Source organism: Streptomyces racemochromogenes, assembly GCF_039535215.1.
Lineage (GTDB): Bacteria > Actinomycetota > Actinomycetes > Streptomycetales > Streptomycetaceae > Streptomyces > Streptomyces racemochromogenes.
Genome location: NZ_BAAAWT010000001.1, coordinates 4817445 through 4839310, shown reverse-complemented (window position 1 = coordinate 4839310; position 21866 = coordinate 4817445). Strand labels below are relative to the sequence as shown.

Genomic DNA, 21866 nt, shown 5'->3' with positions numbered 1-21866 from the left:
CTCACACCTGGAGCCCGGCCGTCAGGAGGTCGACGAAGCCGACCTCCTCCTTCGCCACACCGAAGACCTCGGCGCGCAGCATGGTGCGCTCGGCCCAGGCCCGGTGGGGCTTCACCTCGTTCATCTTGTTCGTGTAGGCGGAGCGCATCACTCCGCCGCCGCCGCGCTCGGGGCGCAGGATGTCCTGGGCGTCGCTGAACTCCTCGTGGGAGACCACCGACAGCGCGTGCACCGGCGTGACGTGGCCCGGGTGGATGCAGGTCTTGCCGGTCAGCCCGTTGGCGCGGTCGAGCTCGATCTCCCGCAGCAGGCCGTCCAGGTCGTGTTCGATCAGCGCGGTGCGCAGCTCCTCCACGCCCTCCTCCAGGAAGGGGCTGCGGCGCAGCTGCGGCTTGAAGAGGCGCTGCTGGCTGCGGAAGTACTCCCAGACGGGGCCGGTGACGGTGAAGCCGGTGCCGTCGGCGCGGCCGAGGACGTTGACCACGTCGGCGATGACGCCGGCGACGATCTGGACGTCGTAGGCGGTCATGTCGGGGGTGCGGCGCAGTCCGTACACGGAGCAGAAGTCGGTGACGCCCAGGCGCAGGGCGAGGACCCGCTCGCGGTAGCGGTTGACGGTGTGCTTGATGCCGGCGAGGGCCGGGGCGCGGGTCTCCAGGTGGAGGAGGTCGGGGGTCTCCAGGACGGGCATGGCATACAGGCGGGGCAGTCCGGCCTCCGCCTCGGCGTCCGCGACGGCGTCCAGGAAGGCCGTGCCACGGCTTTCGGTGAACTTCGGTAGTACGAATCCGGCCAGGTTCCGGGCCGAGGCCCCGAGCCGCCGGACGAGGTCGGGTATCTGCTCGGGGGTGCGCACGCGGATGAACAGGAGCGGCAGCCCGTGGGGGCCGGGGCCTTCGGCCTCGAGGGCCGCGAACTGCCGGACGAGGTTCTCCTCGCCGCCCACGACCTCGGCGTCGCTGATGGAATCCTCCAGGCAGAGGACCATGGAGACGACGCCCCGCCCGGCCTGCTTGCGGATGTCGTCGGCCAGCCTGGGGCGGACGGCCGGGCTGTAGAGGGTGGCTCCGAGGGCGGCCGCGAGGGTGCGGGCCGGGGAGGCCAGGTCGAACTCCGCCGGCTCCTGGTGGAAGAGGTCCTTGCGAACAGTGGGCGATATGTGCCCGAAGTGACGCATGCGCTTCCCCCGTACTGCCTCGGCGGCCCAACTGGCGTGGCCGGTAATAGTACGTACGAACGTGAGTCAAGAGTTCCTCAAGCACATGAAGTTCAGGTAACCCTCTTGCACCATGCCCAGCTCTCGCGTCCGGTACAAGGCCCTACGGGGGGCCGCATTGTCCCGGTCGGCCCCGGGAGGGCAGGATGACGGGCATGACGCACGCGATGCAGAAGGGCTCCAACATCCCGGTGACCGCCACGGCGGTACGGGCGGTGCTGCGCTGGACCACCGGACCGGAGGTGCCGGACGTGGACGCCTCCGCGCTGCTCGTGGGGGCGGACGGGCGCGTGCGCTCGGACGAGGACTTCGTCTTCTACAACCAGCCGCGGCACCCTTCGGGGTCCGTGTGGCGGCTGGGCAAGAAGCAGGTGGGCGACGGGGTCACCGACGCGGTCCAGGCGGACCTGCGGTCCGTGCCGTCGGCCGTGGACCGGGTCCTGGTGGTGGCCTCCGCCGAGGACGTGCCGTTCGAGCAGGTCCGTGACCTGCGGATCCAGCTGTACGACGCCACGCCGGCCGGCGCTCCCGAGCCGCTGGCCCACTTCGACGTCCGCCCGGAGACCGGCGCCGAGACGGCGCTGATCTGCGGGGAGCTGTACCGCCGGGGCGAGGGGTGGAAGTTCCGCGCCCTGGGCGAGGGCTACTCCGACGGCCTGGTGGGACTGGCCACCGACCACGGGATCTCCGTCGACGAGAACGCCGCCGAGGCGGCGGGAGCGGCGCCGGAGCCTGCCCCGGCCGGCGCCGGCGCTCCGGGGGACGACCGGACCGCCGCGATGCGGCCGCCGGCGCAGACCCCGGTCACGCAGGCCCCGCCGGCCGCCCAGCCCGCGTACGGGTACCCGCAGCCGGTGTCGCCGGTGCCGGTGCCGGCTCCGGGCGGGGACCCGTCGTTCCGGCTGCCGGTGCAGGGTCCGCAGTTCATCCGCCGCTGAGGCCGGGAGGCCGCAGACGCCACTGGCGCCGCCGACGCCGCTGACGCCGCTGACGGGACGGGGGCTTCCCGGCCCCCGCCCCGCACCCTGCTCTCAGGCCTTGGTGCTCTTGTAGCCCCGACCCCACTGGAGCCCCCAGCCGTACAGCCGGTCCAGCTCGGCCTGGAACCCGTACACGAACTTCACCTCGCGGCGCACGATCAGCTCGCCCCTGACCTTCTCCATGGACAGCACCGCGCAGGAGCGGGCCTGCGGGTGCCGCTCGTCCAGCGGGATCTCGATCCGGGGCCCGGCGGTCGGGTAGAGGGTGACCAGGGCGTGGGTCCGGTCGAAGGCCGGGGTCTGGTCGTAGATGTAGACGAAGACCAGCAGCCGTTTGATCTCTTCGGCGTGGTCGAGGTTGACGTAGAGGGTCTCCCCCGAGGCCGAGCCGAAGCGGTCGTCGCCGCTGAGCTTCACGTAGGGCGGGTCGTTGAGGTCGCCGAGCAGGTTGCCCAGCGGCTGGACGGCGCCGCGGGTGCCGTCGGTCAGCTCGTAGAGGCAGCCCATGTCCAGGTCCACGTTGACCATGCCCTGGGTGTGGGCCTGCACCATGTCGGGTTTGAAGAGTTTGAACGGGTGCCGGAAGAGCTGCCCGCTCTGGCCGGAGCGGCCCCCGAAGTCGGAGGTGCGCATCCGCCAGGACAGGTTCACGCGCATGTTGCCGTGGACGGCCTGCTGTTTGGTGAGCGACACCGTCGGCTGCCGCCGGGTGAGCTCGATGGCGTTCGACGAGGCGTTGCCCGAGTCGAAGCCCATGGCGCGAGCGCCCCTGATCCCGTCGAAGAACCCCATGTTCCAACCCCCCAGGTCGGTCCGTGCAGCGGAGAATGCGGCGAGGCGGCCGCGCGGTCCAGTGGATCCGCGCGGCCGCCCCGTCGTTACTGGAAGCGTTCCGCAATCAGCGCCGGGTCACACCCCGGCACCGACCTCCGCGGGGCTCTCTCCGCCCTCGGCCTCCAGCCGCTTGTTGCGGCGCACGGAGGACCAGAAGGACCAGGCGATGAGCACGACGCCGACGAGGCCGGTGATGACCTCGTTGATCTCGTACTGGATGGTGACGAGCAGGATCACGGCGAGGGCGCCGATCGCGTAGTGCGCGCCGTGCTCCAGGTAGACGTAGTCGTCGAGGGTGCCCTGGCGGACCAGGTAGACCGTGAGCGAGCGGACGTACATGGCACCGATGCCGAGGCCGAGGGCCATGAGCACGATGTCGTTGGTGATGGCGAAGGCGCCGATGACTCCGTCGAAGGAGAAGGAGGCGTCGAGGACCTCGAGGTAGAGGAACATGAAGAACGCGGCCTTGCCGGCCATGGCGACGGCCGAGACGGGCTTGCCGGTCTTCTTGGCCTCCTCCTCGGCCTCGTGCTCGGCCTCTTCCTCTTCTTCGAGCTTGTTCTCGAAGTAGCCGGAGAGACCGCCGACGATCATGTAGGTGATCAGGCCGAGGACGCCGGAGACCAGGACGGTCTGCGCCTTGTCGACGTGGACGCCGCCGTGCTGGTGGGCGTGGGCGGCGAAGGTCATCGAGGTGATCACGAGGACGATCAGCGCGATGCACGCCGACAGCATGTCGATCTTGCCGAGCTTGGCGAGCGGGCGCTCCAGCCAGGCGAGCCACTTGATGTCGCGGTCCTCGAAGATGAAGTCGAGGAAGATCATCAGCAGGAACATCCCGCCGAAGGCGGCGATGGACGGATGGGCGTCCGTCACCAGCTGCTCGTACATCTCCTTGTCGGTCAACGCCAGATTGACGGCCTCGATGGGCCCGATCTTGGCGCTGATCGCCACGATGACGACGGGGAAGACCAGCCGCATGCCGAACACGGCGATGAGAACGCCGACCGTGAGGAAGATCTTCTGCCAGAAGGCGTTCATCTTCTTCAGGATTCCGGCGTTGACCACCGCGTTGTCGAAGGACAGCGAGATTTCGAGGACGGACAGGATCGCCACGATCCCAAAAGCGGTCCACCCCCCGTAGAACACCGCTGCGACCAGACCGAGCGCAGTGACTGCGAACGACCAGCCGAAGGTTTTGAGAACCACTGGCACCCCATCGTCTTGTACGGCTTTACGAAACGTTGACCCCGAAGTCTAGAGCGATGCCCCGCAGCCCCGACGCGTACCCCTGTCCTACCGCACGGAACTTCCACTCACCCCCGTACCGGTAGACCTCGCCGAAGATCATCGCGGTCTCGCTGGAGGCGTCCTCGGTCAGGTCGTAGCGGGCGAGTTCCTGGTCGTCGGCCATGTTCACCACGCGGATGAAGGCGTTGCTCACCTGGCCGAAGCTCTGCCGGCGGGAGTCCGCCTCGTGGATCGAGACCGGGAAGACGATCTTGTCGACCTGGGCGGGGACCTTCGTGAGGTCGATGATGATCGACTCGTCGTCGCCTTCACCCTCGCCGGTGAGGTTGTCCCCAGTGTGTTCGACGGAGCCCTCGGGGCTCTTGAGGTTGTTGTAGAAGACGAAGTACTCGTCCCCCAGCACCCGGCCGCTGTTGCACAGCAGTGCGCTGGCGTCGAGGTCGAAGTCCGCCCCCGTGGTCGAGCGCGCGTCCCATCCCAGTCCGACCAGAACCCGGGTGAGGTTCGGTGCGGCCTTGGACAGCGAGACGTTGCCCCCCTTGGCGAGTGTGACGCCCATGATGTGGTCCTCCCCGGACGACGTGATGGTGGTGGCCGAGCCACCCGCTCATGGTGGCAAAGCCGGTCCGGCGCCGTACACAGGGGTGCACGGCGCCGGACGGACGAACTGCTCTGGGGTTTCGGCTCAGACGTTGACGCCGAAGTCCTGCGCGATGCCGCGCAGACCCGAGGCGTAGCCCTGGCCGATGGCGCGGAACTTCCACTCGGCGCCGTTGCGGTACAGCTCGCCGAAGACCATGGCGGTCTCGGTCGAGGCGTCCTCGGAGAGGTCGTAGCGGGCGAGCTCGGTGTTGTCGGCCTGGTTCACGACGCGGATGTAGGCGTTGCGGACCTGGCCGAAGCTCTGCTGGCGGGTCTCGGCCTCGTAGATCGAGACCGGGAAGACGATCTTGGCGACGTCGCCCGGGACGCCGGCGAGGTTGACCTTGATGGCCTCGTCGTCGCCCTCGCCCTCGCCGGTGGTGTTGTCACCGGTGTGCTCGACCGACCCGTCCGGGCTCTTCAGGTTGTTGAAGAACACGAAGTTCGAGTCGTTGGCGACCTTGCCCTGGTCGTTGGTCAGGATCGCGCTGGCGTCGAGGTCGAAGTCGACACCGGTGGTGGTGCGAGCGTCCCAGCCCAGACCGACGATGACCGCCGTCAGGTTAGGCGCGGCCTTGGTCAGCGAGACGTTGCCGCCCTTGCTGAGGCTGACTCCCACGGGTCCTCCATTGGTATTCGTATGGGGCGGGGCCCCGTCGTGCGTTGCTACCGGATCAACGGTTCGATCCTAGTGACGGGTTCCCGCCCACAGGCGGTTTTCGTGCGGAAGCCGAGGACGGGTCCGCTCACGGGCCGGCTCCGGCCCGGTACGGGAGCCGTCGGGGCGCCTCAGAGGCTGTCGAGGGCCTTGATGTACTCGTTCAGGTCACGCGCGTCGGGCAGGCCGTTGACGACGGTCCAGCGCACGATGCCGTCCTTGTCGATGACGAAGGTGCCGCGGACGGCGCAGCCCTTGTCCTCGTCGAAGACGCCGTAGGCGCGGGAGGTCTCGCCGTGCGGCCAGAAGTCGGACAGCAGCGGGTACTCCAGGCCCTCCTGCTCGGCGAAGACGCGCAGGGTCGGGACCGAGTCGTTGGAGACGGCCAGCAGCTGCACGTCGTCGTTCTGGAAGCGGGGCAGCTGGTCGCGCAGCTCGCACAGCTCACCCGTGCAGACGCCGGTGAAGGCGAAGGGGTAGAAGAGCAGCACCACGGCCTTCTCGCCGCGGAAGTCGGAGAGCCTCACGGTGGCGCCGTGGTTGTCCTTGAGCTCGAAGTCCGGGGCCTTGTGTCCGACCTCGATCGCCATCTCTCGCATCCCTTCGTTTCCTGCGTCCCCGCACGGGGCCGTTCGGGTGAGACCCAGCCTACGGCCCGCCCCCGCGGGGCGGACCGCAGCGGCGCGCCGGAAGCGCCGCCCGCGCCGGCGGCCGCGGGGACGTACCGCCCGCGCCGCCCGCGCCGGCGCCCGGTCCCTGAACGCGCACACCCCGCCGGCCGGGGAGTCCCGGTCGGCGGGGTGTGCGTTCCGCTTGGCTGCGGGGCGCAGATCAGCGCTTGGACTTGGCCGCCTTCGGCGTCACCAGCTTGGTGGAGGTCCACTCCTTGCCGACGGGGCCGCCCTTGGCGAGCGACAGTCCGGCCGTCTCGGCGGCCTCGCTGATGTCGCTGGCCTCGATGTATCCGTCACGGCCCGTCTTGGGGGTCAGCAGCAGGATCAGTGCGCCGTCCTCGACCAGCTCGGTCGCATCGACCAGGGCGTCCGTCAGATCGCCGTCCTCGTCGCGGAACCACAACAGCACCGCGTCGGCGACGTCGTCGTATTCCTCGTCGGCGAGCTCGCTGACGAGCTTCTCGACGGCGTCACGGAATTCCTGATCGACGTCCTCGTCGTAGCCGATCTCCTGGACCACCTGTTCGGACTGGAAACCCAGCCGGGCGGCCAGGCTCTCCGCGTGGTCCGCGGTCGCGCTCACGGGGTGCCTCCTGCTCATGTTCGGTGAATGTCTTTCGGCGGCGCGCGTACGCGCAGCATTGGGCGTAGTCCACACGGGCGCGGCGGATCGCGCAAGTACCCGGCCGCCGAGACCGTCTAAACGGTGACGATTACGGCCGTCTCGCCGCAACTTTCAGGCTTCCCTGATGGACCACCGGTGATTCATCCCACACCATTCCAGCTCATTCGGCATCGCATGAGGACTTTCCTACCTGTTTGAGCGACGAACGTCCTTACGATCCGGGTGATCGCCTTGGGCGTAAGGTTGCGATTCGGCCCGGCAGCCGGCCAGGGCACACCGGCCGCTCCTTCGCCGCTCGAGGTGTTACCCAGTGGTAGAGGTGAAGATTCGGGCCGGGCGTAAGACCATGGGAGGCGGCGACCCAGGGCACGACTCCCCCGACAGCGAAGGAACAGCGTGGCTTCCGCATCCGATCGCAACCCGATCATCATTGGCGGTCTTCCGAGCCAGGTCCCGGACTTCGATCCGGAGGAGACGAAGGAGTGGCTCGACTCCCTCGACGCCGCGGTCGACGAGCGGGGCCGCGAGCGCGCCCGCTACCTGATGCTGCGGCTGATCGAGCGGGCCCGCGAGAAGCGCGTGGCCGTTCCGGAGATGCGCAGCACGGACTACGTCAACACCATCGCCACCAAGGACGAGCCGTTCTTCCCCGGGAACGAGGAGATCGAGCGCAAGGTCCTGAACGCGACCCGCTGGAACGCCGCGGTCATGGTCTCCCGCGCCCAGCGCCCGGGAATCGGCGTCGGCGGCCACATCGCCACGTTCGCCTCCTCCGCCTCCCTCTACGACGTGGGCTTCAACCACTTCTTCCGGGGCAAGGACGAGGGCGACGGCGGCGACCAGATCTTCTTCCAGGGCCACGCCTCCCCGGGCATCTACGCCCGCGCCTACCTCCTGGACCGGCTCTCCGAGCAGCAGCTCGACTCGTTCCGGCAGGAGAAGTCGAAGGCCCCGCACGGCCTGTCCAGCTACCCGCACCCGCGGCTGATGCCGGACTTCTGGGAGTTCCCGACGGTCTCGATGGGCCTCGGCCCGCTCGGGGCGATCTACCAGGCGCGGATGAACCGGTACATGGAGGCGCGCGGGATCGCGGACACCTCCAAGTCCCACGTTTGGGCGTACCTCGGCGACGGCGAGATGGACGAGCCGGAGTCGCTGGGCCAGCTGTCGCTGGCGGCGCGCGAGGGCCTGGACAACCTGACCTTCGTCGTGAACTGCAACCTCCAGCGCCTCGACGGCCCGGTGCGCGGCAACGGCAAGATCATCCAGGAGCTGGAGTCGATCTTCCGCGGGGCCGGCTGGAACGTCATCAAGCTGATCTGGGACCGCTCCTGGGACCCGCTGCTGGCGCAGGACCGCGACGGCATCCTGGTCAACAAGATGAACTCGACCCCCGACGGGCAGTTCCAGACGTACGCCACCGAGTCGGGCGCGTACATCCGGGAGCACTTCTTCGGCGGCGACCAGCGGCTGCGCGCGATGGTCGAGAACATGACCGACCAGCAGATCCAGCACCTGGGCCGCGGCGGTCACGACCACAAGAAGGTCTACGCCGCGTACGCGGCCGCCAAGGCCCACAAGGGCCAGCCGACGGTGATCCTGGCGCAGACGGTCAAGGGCTGGACGCTCGGCCCGAACTTCGAGGGCCGCAACGCCACGCACCAGATGAAGAAGCTGACGGTCGACGACCTCAAGCGCTTCCGGGACCGCCTGCACATCCCGGTCACGGACGCCCAGCTGGAGAGCGGCGCCCCGCCGTACTACCACCCGGGCCGCAACTCGCCCGAGATCCAGTACATGCACGACCAGCGCAGCGCCCACGGCGGCTACGTGCCGACGCGCGTGGTGCGGGCCAAGCCGCTGCAGCTGCCGGACGAGAAGACGTACGCGGCGGCCAAGAAGGGCTCCGGGCAGCAGTCGATCGCCACCACGATGGCCTTCGTCCGCATCCTGAAGGACCTGATGCGAGACAAGGAGATCGGCAAGCGCTTCGTGCTGATCGCCCCGGACGAGTACCGCACCTTCGGCATGGACGCGTTCTTCCCGAGCGCCAAGATCTACAACCCGCTGGGGCAGCAGTACGAGGCGGTCGACCGCGAGCTGCTCCTCGCGTACAAGGAGTCCCCGACCGGCCAGATGCTGCACGACGGCATCTCGGAGGCGGGCTGCACGGCCTCGCTGATCGCCGCGGGTTCGGCGTACGCGACGCACGGCGAGCCGCTGATCCCGGTCTACGTCTTCTACTCGATGTTCGGTTTCCAGCGCACCGGTGACCAGTTCTGGCAGATGGCCGACCAGCTGGCGCGCGGTTTCGTCCTGGGCGCGACCGCCGGCCGGACCACCCTGACGGGTGAGGGCCTCCAGCACGCCGACGGTCACTCCCTGCTGCTGGCGTCGACGAACCCGGGCTGCGTCGCGTACGACCCGGCCTACGGCTACGAGATCGCGCACATCGTCAAGGACGGGCTGCGGCGCATGTACGGGCCCGACGCCGAGGACGTCTTCTACTACCTGACCGTCTACAACGAGCCGATCCAGCACCCGGCCGAGCCGGCGGACGTCGACGTGGACGGCATCCTCAAGGGCATCCACCGGGTCTCGCAGGGCACCTCCGGCGCGGTCTCGGCGCAGATCATGGCCTCCGGCGTGGCGGTGCCGTGGGCCCTGGAGGCCCAGCGGATCCTGGCGGCCGACTGGAACGTCCGGGCGGACGTCTGGTCGGCGACCTCCTGGAACGAGCTGCGCCGCGAGGCCGTCGAGGTGGAGGAGCACAACCTGCTCCACCCGGAGGAGGAGCAGCGCGTCCCGTACGTGACGCGGAAGCTGTCGGGTGCGGAGGGGCCGTTCGTGGCGGTCTCGGACTGGATGCGCGCGGTGCCGGACCAGATCTCGCGCTGGGTGCCGGGCGCCTACACCTCGCTGGGCGCGGACGGCTTCGGCTTCGCGGACACGCGCGGCGCGGCGCGGCGCTTCTTCCACATCGACGCCCAGTCGGTGGTCCTGGCGGTGCTCACCGAGCTGGCCCGGGAGGGCAAGGTCGACCGTTCGGTGCTGAAGCAGGCCGTCGACCGGTACCAGCTGCTGGACGTGGCGGCGGCCGACCCGGGCGCGGCGGGCGGCGACGCCTGACGCCTGCGGCGAGCCGGTGAGCGTGGGCCCCGTCCGGATGTTCCGGGCGGGGCACGCGCGCGTGAGGCCCCCCGTCCGGGTGCTCCCCGATCCGCCGGGCGCCCGTCTTGCACCCTTTCCCTACGATGCTCCGCATGAAGGAAACCTCCCGCCAGCTGCTGTGGGAGCGGCGGAGCCAGACCCCGCTGCTCGTCCTCGCGGTGGCCTTCGCCGCCGCGTACGCCGTGCCGATCGTCGCCCCGGACGCCGACCCGTCCGTGCACCGGGCCTGCACGTACGCGGAGTGGGCGGTGTGGGGTGCCTTCGCCGTCGACTACCTCGTACGGCTGGGCCTGACGCGGGACCGGCGGCACTTCGTGCGGACGCACTGGCTGGACCTGGCCGCGGTGGTGCTGCCGCTGGTGCAGCCGCTGCGGCTGCTGCGGCTGGTGGCGACCCTGCTGCTGGTGGGGCGGCGGGCGCGGATGGCTCCGCAGATCCGGCTGACCACCTATGTGGCGGGGGCCGTGGTGGGGCTGCTGATGTTCGGCTCGCTCGCGGTGCTGAGCGTGGAGCGGGACGCCCCCGACGGGAACATCAAGAACCTGGGCGACGCGGTGTGGTGGTCCTTCACCACGATGACCACGGTCGGGTACGGGGACCACTCCCCCACCACCGGTCTGGGCCGGGTGCTGGCGGTCGGGCTGATGCTGTCGGGGATCGCGCTGCTCGGTGTGGTGACGGCCAACATCGCCGCCTGGTTCATCGCCCGCTTCGAACGGGACGACCAGGCGGAACGCCTCCAGCTGGCGGCGATCCGTGAGCTCCAGGAGGAGGTACGGGCGCTGCGTGCCGAGGTCGCGCTGCTGGGCGGCGGCCAGGGCGCGATGCCCGCCCAGGCCGCCCCCGGCGTCCCCTCCGGTGCCTCCGCCGGGGAGCAGGCGGGCCAGGCCGTGTCCTAGCGCTCCCAGATCTTGAACGCCCTGATCTGGAAGGCGGACTGCGGCAGCCAGGTGCCGTCGCCCGGGTAGGTCTGGAACTCTCCGGTCTCCGCGCACTCGGCCGACTGGTACGTGGTCACCGGGCGCCCGGTCCGGTTGATCAGCGACTGGTAGGCGGGGCCGGCGGGCAGGGCCGTGCAGCTGTTGATGTCGAGGGTGCTCAGGTCGTACACCTGCTTGGTGCCCTTGAAGTCGGGTTTCGCCCACAGGCACAGCTGCCCGGTGGCGCAGGGCGGCCCGGCCGCGTGGGCTTGGCCGGCCGTGCCGGGGACGAGGGTGGCGGCGGCCAGCAGGGCGGCGGCGAGGGCGGTGGCTCGTGCGGTGCTCCACGTACGCATGACGGGGTCAACTCCTCCTTGACGGACGGGCTCCGGACTCCTTCCGGTGCTCCGTCGACACCACGCTGACCTGCGGTGACGGCCGGGCGGAAGGGGCTGCGGGCGGGTCCACCCGGATAGGCGACAGCCCCGCCGGAACCGTCCGGCGGGGCTGTGGCGGGCGCGGGGTTGACGTACCCGTAACGCGTCGGCGCGCCGCTCAGATGTGGGCCGCCGCGCCCGCTCCGGCTTCGGCGTTCTGTCCGCGCTTGGTGAAGCAGGCCACCACCGCGGCGAGGACGGCGACGACCGCGGCGCAGGTGAAGGCCGTGCTCATGCCGGACACGAAGGTGTCGTGCGCGACGCCGGCGATGGTCCGCGCCACCGGCTCGGGCACGCCGGGCGGGACGGGGGCGATGCCGACCTGTACGCCCTTCTCCGCGAGGTCGAGCTGTTCCGGGGTGAGCGGGGGCAGGCCGGCGCCCCGCCAGTTGTCCCCGAACGTGTGACTGACCTCGGCCGCCATGACCGCTCCGAGGACGGCGGTGCCGAGGCTGCCGCCGACCTGCATGGCTGCCTGCTGGAGGCCGCCCGCCACACCGGACAGCTCCAGCGGGGCGTTGCCGACGATGACCTCGGTGGCGCCGACCATGACGGGGGCGAGGCCCAGGCCGAGCAGGGCGAACCAGAGCGACATGGTGAGCGTGCCGGTGGCGGGGGTGAGCCGGGCCATGCCGAAGCAGGCGACGGCGGTGGCGACCATGCCGGCGACGAGCGGGATCCGCGGGCCGACCTTGGTGATGGCGGCGCCGGCCAGCGGCGAGCCGACGATCATCATGCCGGTGAGGGGCAGCAGGTGCAGGCCGCTGTCGACCGGGCTCATCCCGTGGACGTTCTGCAGGTAGAAGGTGACGAAGAACAGGCCGCCCATGAAGGCGAAGGCCATCAGCACCATCAGCACGGTGCCCGCGGACAGCGGCAGCGAGCGGAACATGCCGAGGGGGATCAGCGGCTCGGGGACCCTGGTCTCCCAGGCGGCGAAGAGGACGAAGCACAGCAGCGAGGCGCCGAGGAACAGCAGGGTCTTCGTGTCGCCCCAGCCCCACTCGGCTGCCTTGATGAGCGCCCAGATCAGGGAGAACATCGCGGCCGACAGCAGCACGATGCCCGGCAGGTCGAAGGAGCGCGGGGCGTTCTCGGCGCGGTGGTCGAGCAGGATGACCAGGCCGAGGACCAGTGCGATCACGCCGACCGGCACGTTGATGAAGAAGACGGACTGCCAGCTGACGTGCTCGACGAGCAGGCCGCCGACGATCGGGCCGGCGGCGGTGGAGGCGCCGATGACCATGCCCCATATGCCGATGGCCATGTTGAGCTTCTCGGCGGGGAAGGTGGCGCGCAGCAGGCCGAGGGCGGCCGGCATCAGCAGGGCGCCGAAGACGCCCTGGGCGACGCGGAAGCCGATGACGAGCCCGACGCCGGTGGACAGGCCGATCGCCGCCGAGGAGAGCGCGAAGCCCGCGATGCCCACGAGGAAGGTCTGGCGGTGCCCGAAGCGGTCGCCGAGCTTGCCGGCGGTGATCAGGGAGACCGCGAGGGCCAGCAGGTAGCCGTTGGTGATCCACTGCACCTCGGCGAGGCTGGCGCCGAGGTCCTTCTGGATGGCGGGGTTGGCGACGGCGACGATCGTGCCGTCGAGGGTGACCATCATGACGCCGACGGCCACCGCGAACAGGGTGAGCCAGGGGTGGCCGCGCAGACCGGCGCGCGCTGCCGGATCCGGGCCCGTTTCCTTGGCGAGCGTGATCTGATTCGTCATGCGAACAGGCTAGTGACAGTCGCTGACACTTCACAAACGGCTTAACGCGACAGCGGCTGTCAGGTCCGTCACAGGTACCCTGACCGCTTACTCAGCGTCAGATCAGGATCAGAGGGGACCCCGCGGCGATGACCGACCAGCGGCCCGCGCCGGCGGCCGGACTGCGCGAGCGCAAGAAGCGCCGCACCCGGGACGCGCTGCTGCGCGCCGCCCTGATGCTCTTCGTCTCACAGGGCTACGAGCGGACCACGGTCGACGAGATCACCGACACCGTCGAGGTCTCGCAGCGCACCTTCTTCCGGTACTTCGCGAACAAGGAGGAGGTCGCCTTCGCCGTGCAGGACGTGGTCGAGTCCCACTTCCTGGCCGCCCTGCGGACCCGGCCGGCGTCCGAGGCCCCGCTGGAGGCCCTGCGCAACGCCGTGCTCGCCTCCTGGGACACGGTCGAGGAGGCCCTCTCCGACGTGGTGCCGGTCGACCTCTACATGCGCAGCTACCGGCTGATCGAGTCCACCCCCGCCCTGCTCGCCGTTCACCTGCGGCGCTCCACCGAGCTGGAGGAAGAGATCGCCCGGCTGATCGCCGCCCGGGAGGGGCTCGACCTGGACGCCGACCCGCGGCCCCGGGTGGCGGTGGCGGCGTTCAGCGGAGTGATGCGCGTCACGGGGCGGCTCTGGGGGCAGGGCGAGGACACCAGCGTGGCCGCGATCCGGCGGATGACCGTGGCCTACCTCGACCAGATCGGCCCGGCCCTGGCGCAGGACTGGCGCCGGGCGCCCCTGGCGGGCTGACCGCGGGCAGGCCGACGGGGTCCGGGGTGGCCGCGAGCCTGGCTGGGGCGGACGCGGACCGGGGGCGCGGGAGGCGCCGCGCGAGGGGTTCGAGGAGGGGTTGCGGGAGTGGTTCCGGGCACACCCGCCGGGCCCGCGCGGGCCACCGGAGCCGCAACAGAGCGTGATCGGCGGGGAGATGTGTCCCACGACCGGCCGTGAGCCCGGTCACCCGGCGCGCCGCAGCCTCCACCGGTCTCCTAGTCTGGCTCCAGTGAACCTGCCCGGCCGCCCCGCCCCCACCACCCCGGACGCTCCCGAGCGCCCCGCCGCCCTGCGCATGCTGCTCGCGCTCGGCGTCGTGTTCCTGATGCTGGCGACGACCGGCTGGACCGCCGTGCACCGACCCGACGCCGGGATCCAGGCGCGGGCCGCCGAGCTCGTCGCGTGGGCCTCGGCCCGGATCGACGGCCGGCCCGTACCGCCCGCCGACGCCCCCGTACGCACGGTCGCCCGGTTCTTCGCCGACCTCGACGGCGCCCAGCGCAGCCACCTCGTCGACGGCTACCCGCTGGTGGTCGGCAACCTCGACGGGGTCCCCGCCGAGCTGCGCTACCGGGCCAACCGCCGCTCCCTGGCGCTGGCCGCACGCCTGGAGGAGTCCCGGGGGCGGGACGTCGCCCTGACCCCCGCCGACCGGAGCACCGCCGTCCGGCGCGCGCACCGCTTCGAGTCCCTCGCCGAGCCCGGCCGGCAGATCCTCGTCTTCGACCCGACCGGCGGCGGCCTCGTCGCCGAGGTCTTCGGCGACCTCTCGGCGGCCCGCCGGGTGTCGGTGGTCGTCCCCGGCGTCGACACCGACGCGCTCACCTTCGAGCGCTCCCAGCGCCGCCTCACCGCCCCCGCCGGCATGGGCCGTTCCCTCTACGAGGCGGAGCTGTCGGCCGCGCCGGCCGGCCGCACCGCCGTCATCGCCTGGGCCGGCTACACCGCCCCCACCGGCGTCGGCGTGGACGCCGCCACCGGCAGGCTCGCCGTCCAGGGCGCCGCACGGCTGGAGGCCCTGGCCGCGGCCCTGCCCGGGGACGCGAGCGTGGCCCTGTTCTGCCACAGCTACGGATCGGTGGTGTGCGGCGTGGCCGCGCACCGGCTGCCCGGCCGGGTGACCGACCTGGTGGTGGCCGGCAGCCCGGGCATGCGCGCCGAGAACGTCGCCGGGCTGCACACCTCGGCCCGGGTCTGGGCGATGCGCGACGAGGGCGACTGGATCTCCGGCGTACCGCACATGGAGGTCGGCGGGCTGGGCCACGGCGCGGACCCGGTCTCCCCGGCCTTCGGCTCTCGGCTGCTGTCCTCGGAGGGCGCCAGGAGCCACACCGGCTATTTCGAGCCAGGCACGGCCTCGCTGGACAACTTCGCCAAGATCGGAACCGGCACCTTCGGTTCCGTCGCGTGCGCGAACGGGAGCGAGGACTGCCGCCTCGGAATTTCCGCCACGCACGGTGACTGACGGGGACATCCCCGCCGCGGACCCGTAGCAAGCAGAAAAACCGGGTCGGAAGACGAGGGGGACGCGCGGGGGCGCGTCCCTTTACCATGTGCCGCATGGGTGACGTACTGGCCGGAAATCATGCCGTCTGGGAGTTCGACTCGGACTCGGTGCTCATCCGCTTCGCACGGGGGATGCGAACTCCACGGCTCTGGCACGCGCTGGGCGAGCGCCGGATCCCCCTGGAAGCGTTGTCCGGGGTGGACGTGAGCGCCGCCGCCGGGGCGATGGGCCGACGGGAGACGGTGGTGCTGCGCGCCGTCCCGCGCGCGGGCGCCGATCCGCTGATGGAGGCTGCCGCCGGGCAGCTGAAGGAGGGCTGCGACCCGTACCGGCTGGTGCTGCCCGGGGACCGGGCGCCACAGGCCGCCGCCTTCGCCGACGCCGTGCGCGAGCGGCTGGCGCCCGACCGCGCCGAACCCGCCGACCGCTTCCTCGTCGAGGTGCCGCAGCCGCCGCTCCAGCTGAAGGCGTACGACGCCCGGCTGGGCTTCGACGGCTCCGCGGTCACCTTCCACTGGTCCCGTACGGGTGCCAGCAGCGCCAAGTGGCGGGCGGGCGACCAGCGTTTCGCGCTGGCCGACCTGTCCGGCGTCGAGTGGGCCTCCCCGGACCGCCCGGGCGGCGGGTACCTGCGGCTGCGGCCCCGGGACACCGCCGCGGACCCCGCCCCGCCGGACCACGACCTCGCGGCCGCGGTCTTCGGCACGGGGTACGGGGCGGTGCACGAGTCGCTGCCGTTCGCGGCAGCCGTGCTCGCCGCGCTGCGCGGACGGGCGCCGGTGGCCGCGGTCCCGCGCGCACGGGCGTCCGACGACCGCCTGACGCACCTGAGCGAACTGCACAGCACGGGCCTGCTGACGGACGCCGAGTACGCGACCCTCCGCGCCAGCTTCACCGCCGGCGCCTAGGCCGTGTCTTTCGGATCTTGCCGGTTAAGCCCGCGTTGTCCGGTGCCGTGCCTCGGCGCGTTGGCGGGGCGCCCTTGTACTGGACGTACTCGGGTGCTCCGCCAACGCGGCGAGGTGCGGTGCCGGGCGGCGCGGGTCAGGCAAGATCCGGAAGACACGGCCTAGCACGGCCTACGCCTCGCGGGAGTCCGAGGTGAAGGTCATGTCCGGGTAGCGGGCGCCCGCCACCTGCCCGGCGAGCGGCTCCAGCAGGGCCAGTTCCGCGTCGGTCAGCGTGATCCGGGTGGCGGCGGTGTTCTCCAGCAGCCGGCCCGGCTTGCGCGTGCCGGGGATCGGGACGACCGTCAGCCCGTGCACCACCGCCCGCTGCTGCACCCAGGCCAGCGCCACCTGCGCCGGCGTGGCCCCGTGCGCGGCCGCGATCTCCCGGACCGGGGCCAGCAGGGCCGCGTTGGCCCGGGCGTTCTCGCCCGAGTACCGGGGCTGGTGCCGCCGGAAGTCGTCGGCCGGCAGCTCCGCCGCCGCGTCCGCGAACGCGCCCGTCAGGAAGCCCCGCCCGAGCGGGGAGTACGGCACCAGGGCCACGCCCAGTTCCGCCGCCGCGCCGACCACGCTGCGCTCCACGCCCCGGCTGAACAGCGACCACTCCGACTGGACCGCCGCGACGGGGTGCACGGCGTGCGCCTCGCGCAGCTCGGGCCCGGTGACCTCGCTGAGGCCCAGGTGGCGCACCTTGCCCTCGCGCACCAGCTCGGCCATGGTGCCCACCGACTCGGCGAGCGGCACCCGCGGGTCGCGGCGGTGCATGTAGTACAGGTCGATCACGTCGACGCCGAGCCGCCGCAGGCTGTCCTCGACCGCCCGGCGGACGTACGCCCGGTCGTTGCGGACGCCCCGGTACGCCGGGTCGTCGTTGCGCTCGATGCCGAACTTCGTGGCGAGGGTGATCTCGTCCCGGTGGGCGGCCACGAAGGGCGCCAGGAACTCCTCGTTCGCGCCCCGCCCGTAGACGTCGGCGGTGTCGAAGAGGGTGACCCCGGCGGCCAGCGCCGCGTCCAGGGTCTCGCGGGCGGCCGTCTCGTCGGTCTCCCCGTAGAACTCGCTCATGCCCATGCAGCCGAGGCCCTGGACGCCGACCACCGGTCCGCCCTTGCCCAGTTCGGCCCGCTCGATGGGGGTGGTGCCGTGCTCCGTCATGTCCGTGCCTTCCCCGCGACCGTTCAGGCGCTCGTCGCCCGTGTACCCGTCGCCCGTGTGCTCGTCGTCTGTGCGCTCGTCGTGCTGATCGTGTTCATCGCATACATGTTGATCTTGAAGTCCAGGACGCCGAGCGCGTCCGTCAGCTCCGCGAGCCGCGCCCGTACCTCGCGGCGCGTGCGCTCCAGCAGCTCACGGCGCTCGTCGACGGTGTGGTCCCCCTCGCGGACCAGCTCGGCGTAGCGGACCATGTCCGCCACCGACATCCCCGTCGCGCGCAGCTTGCCCACGAAGGACAGCCAGCCCAGATCCTTGTCGGTGAACCTCCGCTGCCCCGAATGGGAGCGGTCCACGTGCGGCATCAGGCCGATCCGCTCGTACCAGCGCAGCGTGTGCTGGGTCAGACCGGTCCGCGCCTCGACCTCGCTGATCGTGTACCGCGTCTCCGTCAGGTCCATGCCCATACGCTAGAACCCTGGAGTGCACTCCAAGCAAGTAGGCTCGGCCTCATGGAGACCATGCACAGCCTGCGGACCATCGAGACGTGGCCGGTACCCGCCGCCGCGGCGGCCGTCGTACGCGCCGACGGGAGCATCGCCGGCTCCCACGGGGACACGGCCCGCCGCTTCCCGCTCGCCTCGGTCACCAAGCCGCTCGCCGCGTACGCCGTCCTCGTCGCGTACGAGGAGGGTGCGCTCGAACTGGACGAGCCGGCCGGCCCCGAGGGGTCGACGGTCCGTCACCTCCTCGCCCACACCAGCGGCCTGGCCTTCGACGAGCACCGCGCCACGGCCCCGCCCGGGCAGCGCCGGCTCTACTCCAACGCCGGTTTCGAGGTGCTCGGCGACCACCTCGCCAAGGCCACCGGGATCCCCTTCGCGGAGTACCTGCACCAGGCCGTCTTCGAGCCGCTGGGCATGACCGCCTCCAGCCTGGAGGGCTCCCCCGCCAAGGACGGCGTCTCCACCGTCGCCGACCTCGTGCGCTTCGCCGCCGAGCTCCAGGCGCCCCGGCTGCTCGACGTGCGCACCGTCGCCGAGGCCACCTCCGTGGTCCACCCGGGCCTCAAGGGCGTCCTGCCCGGCTACGGGCACCAGTCGCCCAACGACTGGGGCCTCGGCCTGGAGATCCGTGACGGCAAGTCCCCGCACTGGACGGGCCTGACCTCCTCCCCGCGCACCTTCGGCCACTTCGGCCAGTCAGGCACGTTCCTGTGGGTGGACCCCGACGTCCGCGCCGCCTGCGTGGCCCTGACCGACCGCGCCTTCGGGCCCTGGGCCGTCGAGGCCTGGACGCCCTTCACCGACGCGGTCCTCGCGGAACTGCGCGCCGGCTAGGCCGCCGGGCCGCTACGCCGGAAGCTCCCAGATCAGCAGCTCCCCCGGGGACCCCGCGGTGATCTCCAGGCCCTTCTCGCCGGTGATCCGCGCCGAGTCCCCGGGGCCCAGCTCCTGCCCGTCGATCCGCAGGTCCCCGCGCACCACGTGCAGGTAGACCCGCTCGCCCTCCGGTACGGGGACCCGCTCGCCCGCGCCCGGCCGCCGCACGTGCAGCACCGCGCCCGCCGCCGGGACCTCGTACGGGGTGCCGTCCGGGAGGTCCCGCACGACCTCGTACGACGGCTCCCCGCCCGCCGTCAGCGGCGCGAGCCAGGTCTGCACGAACCGCAGGGGAACCCCGCCGTCGTTGCGCTCGACGTGCCGCGCCCCGGATCCGGCACCGAGCCGCTGCACGTCCCCGGGCCGGACGGCGGCGGTGTGCCCGCCGGTGCTGTCCTCGTGGGTGAGCTCTCCCTCCACCACCCAGGTGACGATCTCGGTGTGGCTGTGCGGGTGCTCGTCGAAGCCCGCGCCGGGCGCGAGGCTCTCCTCGTTGCAGGCCAGCACCGGACCGAAGCGGATGTTGTCGGGGTCGTAGAAGGAGCCGAAGGAGAAGGCGTGGCGGGTGGTGATCCCGGCGTCCGGATCCCCGCCGGCGTACCGGTCGGCGGCGCGGCGTACATCGATCATGTGGGCCACCGTAGCCGCCGCCCGGGGCCCTCGGCGCGGACCCGAGTCCGAGCCGGGCCGCCGATAAGGCAGTCTTGTCCCGTGCCCCAACCCGAACGTGAGCAGTCCCCCGAGGTGCGTCCCGCGCATCCGGTCCACCCGCACGCCGCGACGCTGCGCCGGCTGGAGAAGTCCTCCGGCCGGCTCGCCGCCAACGCCATCGCGCGGATGGACGAGAACCTGCCCTGGTACCGGGCGATGCCACCGGAGAACCGGTCGTGGATCGGTCTGGTGGCGCAGGCCGGCATCGCGGCCTTCACGGAGTGGTTCCGGCACCCGGAGACCCCGCAGGCCATTTCCACCGACGTCTTCGGGACGGCTCCGCGCGAGCTGACCCGGGCGATCACGCTGCGCCAGACCGTCGAGATGGTGCGTACGACGATCGAGGTCATGGAGGCCGCGATCGACGAGGTGGCCGCCCCCGGCGACGAGTCGATCCTGCGCGAGGCGCTGCTGGTGTACGCCCGGGAGATCGCCTTCGCGACCGCCCAGGTGTACGCGCAGGCCGCCGAGGCGCGCGGCGCGTGGGACGCCCGGCTGGAGTCCCTGGTCGTGAACGCCGTGCTGTCGGGCGAGGCCGACGAGGGCGCGCTGTCGCGGGCGGCGGCGCTCGGCTGGAACTCCCCGGAGCACGTGTGCGTGGTCCTCGGCACCGCTCCGGAGGGGGACAGCGAGCTGACGGTGGAGGCGATCCGCCGGGCGGCCCGCCACCACAAGCTCCAGGTGCTGACCGGGGTGCTCGGCGACCGCCTGGTGGTGATCGCGGGCGGCAGCGACAACCCGATGCAGGTGGCCAAGTCCCTGATCGGGCCGTTCGCCGCCGGTCCGGTGGTGGCGGGGCCGGTGGTCCCCGACCTGCTGAACGCCACGAAGTCGGCGCAGGCCGCGGCCGCCGGGCTGAAGGCCTGCACGGCCTGGCAGGACGCGCCCCGCCCGGTGCTGGCGGACGATCTCCTGCCGGAGCGCGCCATCGCCTCGGATCCCTCGGCCAGGGAGCAGCTGGTGGAGGAGATCTACAGACCTCTGGAGGAGGCGGGCTCGGCGCTGTTGGAGACGCTGAGCGTCTACCTGGAGCAGGCCAGCAGCCTGGAGGGGGCGGCGCGGATGCTGTTCGTGCACCCCAACACGGTGCGCTACCGGCTCCGACGTGTGACCGACGTCACCGGCTGGTCGCCGTCCGATGTCCGTTCGGCGTTCACGCTGCGGATCGCCCTGATCCTCGGGCGTCTGGCCGACGGCGATCAGCAGCCCTAGACTTTTGTCGGACATCAACAATTAGCCCGACGGTTCTTCGTCCCTGTCCCCACGGGCGGCGGAGACCATCAACAAGAGAGAGTGTGAGGGTGCTCGTACTCGTCGCTCCCGGCCAAGGCGCTCAGACGCCCGGCTTCCTGACTCCCTGGCTCGAACTCCCCGGCGCCGCCGACCGCGTCGCGGGCTGGTCCGACGCCATCGGGCTCGACCTCGCCCACTACGGCACGAACGCCGACGCGGACGAGATCCGCGACACGGCGGTGGCCCAGCCGCTGCTGGTCGCGGCCGGCCTGCTGTCCGCTTCCGCGCTCGGTTCGCCGACGGCCTTCGGTGCCGTCGCGGGCCACAGCGTGGGTGAGATCACCGCCGCCGCCGTCGCAGGTGTGCTGAGCGAGGGCGACGCGCTGTCCTTCGTCCGCACCCGCGGTCTGGGCATGGCCGAGGCCGCCGCCGTCACCGAGACGGGCATGGCCGCGGTGCTGGGCGGCGACCAGGACGTGGTCGTCGCGCACCTGGAGAGGCTCGGCCTGACCCCGGCCAACATCAACGGCGCGGGCCAGATCGTGGCCGCCGGCACCGCGGAGCAGATCGAGGCGCTGGTCGCCGAGAAGCCCGAGGGCTCGATGAAGGTCGTGCCGCTCAAGGTCGCGGGCGCGTTCCACACGCACCACATGGCCCCGGCGGTCGCCACGCTGGAGAAGGCCGCCGAGGCCCTCGCTCCGGCGGACCCGGCGCTGACGTACGTTTCGAACAAGGACGGCCTCGTCGTCGCCTCGGGTGCCGACGTCGTCGCCCGCCTGGTCGGCCAGGTCGCGAACCCGGTCCGCTGGGACCTGTGCATGGAGAAGTTCGCCGAGCTGGGCGTCACCGGGATCATCGAGCTGTCCCCGGGCGGCACCCTGACGGGTCTGGCGAAGCGCGCGCTGAAGGGCGTGCCCAGCGTGGCCCTGAAGACGCCGGACGATCTCGACAAGGCCAAGGCGCTCATCGCCGAGCAGACGGCCTGAGAGAA

General features: G+C 71.6%; 21 protein-coding genes. 9 read left to right on the top strand and 12 right to left on the bottom strand.

Features of this window, described 5'->3' with window-relative positions; genetic code table 11:
* Position 1: 1 nt before the first annotated feature.
* On the bottom strand, positions 2-1177 hold the full coding sequence (locus ABD973_RS22275; RefSeq protein ID WP_125821029.1) for an HpcH/HpaI aldolase/citrate lyase family protein: 1176 nt from the start codon (positions 1175-1177) through the stop codon (positions 2-4).
* Positions 1178-1371: 194 nt separating this feature from the next.
* Here ABD973_RS22275 and ABD973_RS22270 point away from each other — a divergent pair, with 194 nt between their 5' ends.
* Entirely contained in the window at positions 1372-2154 is a 783-nt protein-coding gene (locus ABD973_RS22270) for a TerD family protein (protein WP_345504692.1), read from the top strand.
* Between the two features lie 93 nt (positions 2155-2247).
* Here ABD973_RS22270 and ABD973_RS22265 read toward each other — a convergent pair whose 3' ends face one another.
* From ABD973_RS22265 to ABD973_RS22240, 6 genes are all read right to left on the bottom strand, one after another.
* On the bottom strand, positions 2248-2988 hold the full coding sequence (locus tag ABD973_RS22265) for a TerD family protein (protein ID WP_125821030.1): 741 nt from the start codon (positions 2986-2988) through the stop codon (positions 2248-2250).
* 117 nt (positions 2989-3105) lie between these two features.
* A complete protein-coding gene (locus tag ABD973_RS22260) occupies positions 3106-4239 on the bottom strand; it encodes a DUF475 domain-containing protein (protein ID WP_125595431.1) in 1134 nt (377 codons plus the stop codon).
* Between the two features lie 25 nt (positions 4240-4264).
* On the bottom strand, positions 4265-4840 hold the full coding sequence (locus tag ABD973_RS22255; RefSeq protein ID WP_007263892.1) for a TerD family protein: 576 nt from the start codon (positions 4838-4840) through the stop codon (positions 4265-4267).
* Positions 4841-4966: 126 nt separating this feature from the next.
* Positions 4967-5542 carry a TerD family protein gene (locus ABD973_RS22250; protein WP_007263893.1) on the bottom strand — a complete coding sequence of 192 codons (576 nt, stop codon included), beginning with the start codon at positions 5540-5542 and terminating at the stop codon, positions 4967-4969.
* A 170-nt stretch (positions 5543-5712) separates the two neighbouring features.
* Positions 5713-6171 (bottom strand): peroxiredoxin, encoded by a 459-nt coding sequence (locus ABD973_RS22245; protein ID WP_007263894.1) that lies wholly within the window; start codon positions 6169-6171, stop codon positions 5713-5715.
* 241 nt (positions 6172-6412) lie between these two features.
* Positions 6413-6838 carry a DUF3052 domain-containing protein gene (locus tag ABD973_RS22240; protein WP_185899372.1) on the bottom strand — a complete coding sequence of 142 codons (426 nt, stop codon included), beginning with the start codon at positions 6836-6838 and terminating at the stop codon, positions 6413-6415.
* A 438-nt stretch (positions 6839-7276) separates the two neighbouring features.
* Here ABD973_RS22240 and aceE point away from each other — a divergent pair, with 438 nt between their 5' ends.
* On the top strand, positions 7277-10009 hold the full coding sequence (gene aceE / locus ABD973_RS22235) for a pyruvate dehydrogenase (acetyl-transferring), homodimeric type (RefSeq protein WP_125595429.1): 2733 nt from the start codon (positions 7277-7279) through the stop codon (positions 10007-10009).
* A 134-nt stretch (positions 10010-10143) separates the two neighbouring features.
* Positions 10144-10950, top strand: coding sequence for a potassium channel family protein (locus ABD973_RS22230; RefSeq protein WP_345501700.1), 807 nt, complete (start codon positions 10144-10146; stop codon positions 10948-10950).
* On the opposite strand, the gene ABD973_RS22225 is transcribed toward ABD973_RS22230, so the two are convergent.
* Together ABD973_RS22225 and ABD973_RS22220 are read right to left on the bottom strand one after the other, a co-directional pair.
* Positions 10947-11327, bottom strand: coding sequence for a peptidase inhibitor family I36 protein (locus ABD973_RS22225; RefSeq protein ID WP_125821032.1), 381 nt, complete (start codon positions 11325-11327; stop codon positions 10947-10949). The genes ABD973_RS22230 and ABD973_RS22225 overlap by 4 nt on opposite strands.
* A gap of 199 nt (positions 11328-11526) precedes the next feature.
* Positions 11527-13125 carry an MFS transporter gene (locus ABD973_RS22220; protein ID WP_345501698.1) on the bottom strand — a complete coding sequence of 533 codons (1599 nt, stop codon included), beginning with the start codon at positions 13123-13125 and terminating at the stop codon, positions 11527-11529.
* Between the two features lie 128 nt (positions 13126-13253).
* Between ABD973_RS22220 and ABD973_RS22215 the strand changes: the two genes are divergently transcribed.
* The 3 genes from ABD973_RS22215 to ABD973_RS22205 all read left to right on the top strand — a co-directional run bounded on the left by ABD973_RS22215 (position 13254) and on the right by ABD973_RS22205 (position 16355).
* A complete protein-coding gene (locus ABD973_RS22215) occupies positions 13254-13916 on the top strand; it encodes a TetR/AcrR family transcriptional regulator (RefSeq protein WP_125821034.1) in 663 nt (220 codons plus the stop codon).
* 319 nt (positions 13917-14235) lie between these two features.
* Positions 14236-15405 carry an alpha/beta hydrolase gene (locus ABD973_RS22210; RefSeq protein ID WP_345504690.1) on the top strand — a complete coding sequence of 390 codons (1170 nt, stop codon included), beginning with the start codon at positions 14236-14238 and terminating at the stop codon, positions 15403-15405.
* Between the two features lie 86 nt (positions 15406-15491).
* Positions 15492-16355 carry a DUF4429 domain-containing protein gene (locus ABD973_RS22205; RefSeq protein WP_206436512.1) on the top strand — a complete coding sequence of 288 codons (864 nt, stop codon included), beginning with the start codon at positions 15492-15494 and terminating at the stop codon, positions 16353-16355.
* Positions 16356-16526: 171 nt separating this feature from the next.
* On the opposite strand, the gene ABD973_RS22200 is transcribed toward ABD973_RS22205, so the two are convergent.
* On the bottom strand, positions 16527-17552 hold the full coding sequence (locus ABD973_RS22200; RefSeq protein ID WP_345501695.1) for an aldo/keto reductase: 1026 nt from the start codon (positions 17550-17552) through the stop codon (positions 16527-16529).
* Between the two features lie 23 nt (positions 17553-17575).
* Positions 17576-18016 carry a MerR family transcriptional regulator gene (locus tag ABD973_RS22195; protein ID WP_125821037.1) on the bottom strand — a complete coding sequence of 147 codons (441 nt, stop codon included), beginning with the start codon at positions 18014-18016 and terminating at the stop codon, positions 17576-17578.
* 54 nt (positions 18017-18070) lie between these two features.
* Between ABD973_RS22195 and ABD973_RS22190 the strand changes: the two genes are divergently transcribed.
* Positions 18071-18889 (top strand): serine hydrolase domain-containing protein, encoded by an 819-nt coding sequence (locus ABD973_RS22190; RefSeq protein ID WP_345504688.1) that lies wholly within the window; start codon positions 18071-18073, stop codon positions 18887-18889.
* Between the two features lie 12 nt (positions 18890-18901).
* Here ABD973_RS22190 and ABD973_RS22185 read toward each other — a convergent pair whose 3' ends face one another.
* On the bottom strand, positions 18902-19561 hold the full coding sequence (locus ABD973_RS22185; RefSeq protein ID WP_345501693.1) for a pirin family protein: 660 nt from the start codon (positions 19559-19561) through the stop codon (positions 18902-18904).
* 81 nt (positions 19562-19642) lie between these two features.
* Between ABD973_RS22185 and ABD973_RS22180 the strand changes: the two genes are divergently transcribed.
* Together ABD973_RS22180 and ABD973_RS22175 are read left to right on the top strand one after the other, a co-directional pair.
* Entirely contained in the window at positions 19643-20854 is a 1212-nt protein-coding gene (locus tag ABD973_RS22180) for a PucR family transcriptional regulator (RefSeq protein ID WP_125595165.1), read from the top strand.
* Between the two features lie 89 nt (positions 20855-20943).
* A complete protein-coding gene (locus ABD973_RS22175) occupies positions 20944-21861 on the top strand; it encodes an ACP S-malonyltransferase (RefSeq protein WP_345501690.1) in 918 nt (305 codons plus the stop codon).
* Positions 21862-21866 lie beyond the last annotated feature (5 nt).

Excerpts from the sequence above, each read along its gene's own strand:
- ABD973_RS22275 (WP_125821029.1), bottom strand. The coding sequence starts at position 1,177 with ATGCGTCACTTCGGGCACATATCGCCCACTGTTCGCAAGGACCTCTTC.
- ABD973_RS22270 (WP_345504692.1), top strand. The coding sequence starts at position 1,372 with ATGACGCACGCGATGCAGAAGGGCTCCAACATCCCGGTGACCGCCACG.
- ABD973_RS22265 (WP_125821030.1), bottom strand. The coding sequence starts at position 2,988 with ATGGGGTTCTTCGACGGGATCAGGGGCGCTCGCGCCATGGGCTTCGAC.
- ABD973_RS22255 (WP_007263892.1), bottom strand. The coding sequence starts at position 4,840 with ATGGGCGTCACACTCGCCAAGGGGGGCAACGTCTCGCTGTCCAAGGCC.
- ABD973_RS22245 (WP_007263894.1), bottom strand. The coding sequence starts at position 6,171 with ATGGCGATCGAGGTCGGACACAAGGCCCCGGACTTCGAGCTCAAGGAC.
- ABD973_RS22230 (WP_345501700.1), top strand. The coding sequence starts at position 10,144 with ATGAAGGAAACCTCCCGCCAGCTGCTGTGGGAGCGGCGGAGCCAGACC.
- ABD973_RS22225 (WP_125821032.1), bottom strand. The coding sequence starts at position 11,327 with ATGCGTACGTGGAGCACCGCACGAGCCACCGCCCTCGCCGCCGCCCTG.
- ABD973_RS22220 (WP_345501698.1), bottom strand. The coding sequence starts at position 13,125 with ATGACGAATCAGATCACGCTCGCCAAGGAAACGGGCCCGGATCCGGCA.
- ABD973_RS22215 (WP_125821034.1), top strand. The coding sequence starts at position 13,254 with ATGACCGACCAGCGGCCCGCGCCGGCGGCCGGACTGCGCGAGCGCAAG.
- ABD973_RS22210 (WP_345504690.1), top strand. The coding sequence starts at position 14,236 with ATGCTGCTCGCGCTCGGCGTCGTGTTCCTGATGCTGGCGACGACCGGC.
- ABD973_RS22205 (WP_206436512.1), top strand. The coding sequence starts at position 15,492 with ATGTGCCGCATGGGTGACGTACTGGCCGGAAATCATGCCGTCTGGGAG.
- ABD973_RS22200 (WP_345501695.1), bottom strand. The coding sequence starts at position 17,552 with ATGACGGAGCACGGCACCACCCCCATCGAGCGGGCCGAACTGGGCAAG.
- ABD973_RS22195 (WP_125821037.1), bottom strand. The coding sequence starts at position 18,016 with ATGGGCATGGACCTGACGGAGACGCGGTACACGATCAGCGAGGTCGAG.
- ABD973_RS22190 (WP_345504688.1), top strand. The coding sequence starts at position 18,071 with ATGCACAGCCTGCGGACCATCGAGACGTGGCCGGTACCCGCCGCCGCG.
- ABD973_RS22185 (WP_345501693.1), bottom strand. The coding sequence starts at position 19,561 with ATGATCGATGTACGCCGCGCCGCCGACCGGTACGCCGGCGGGGATCCG.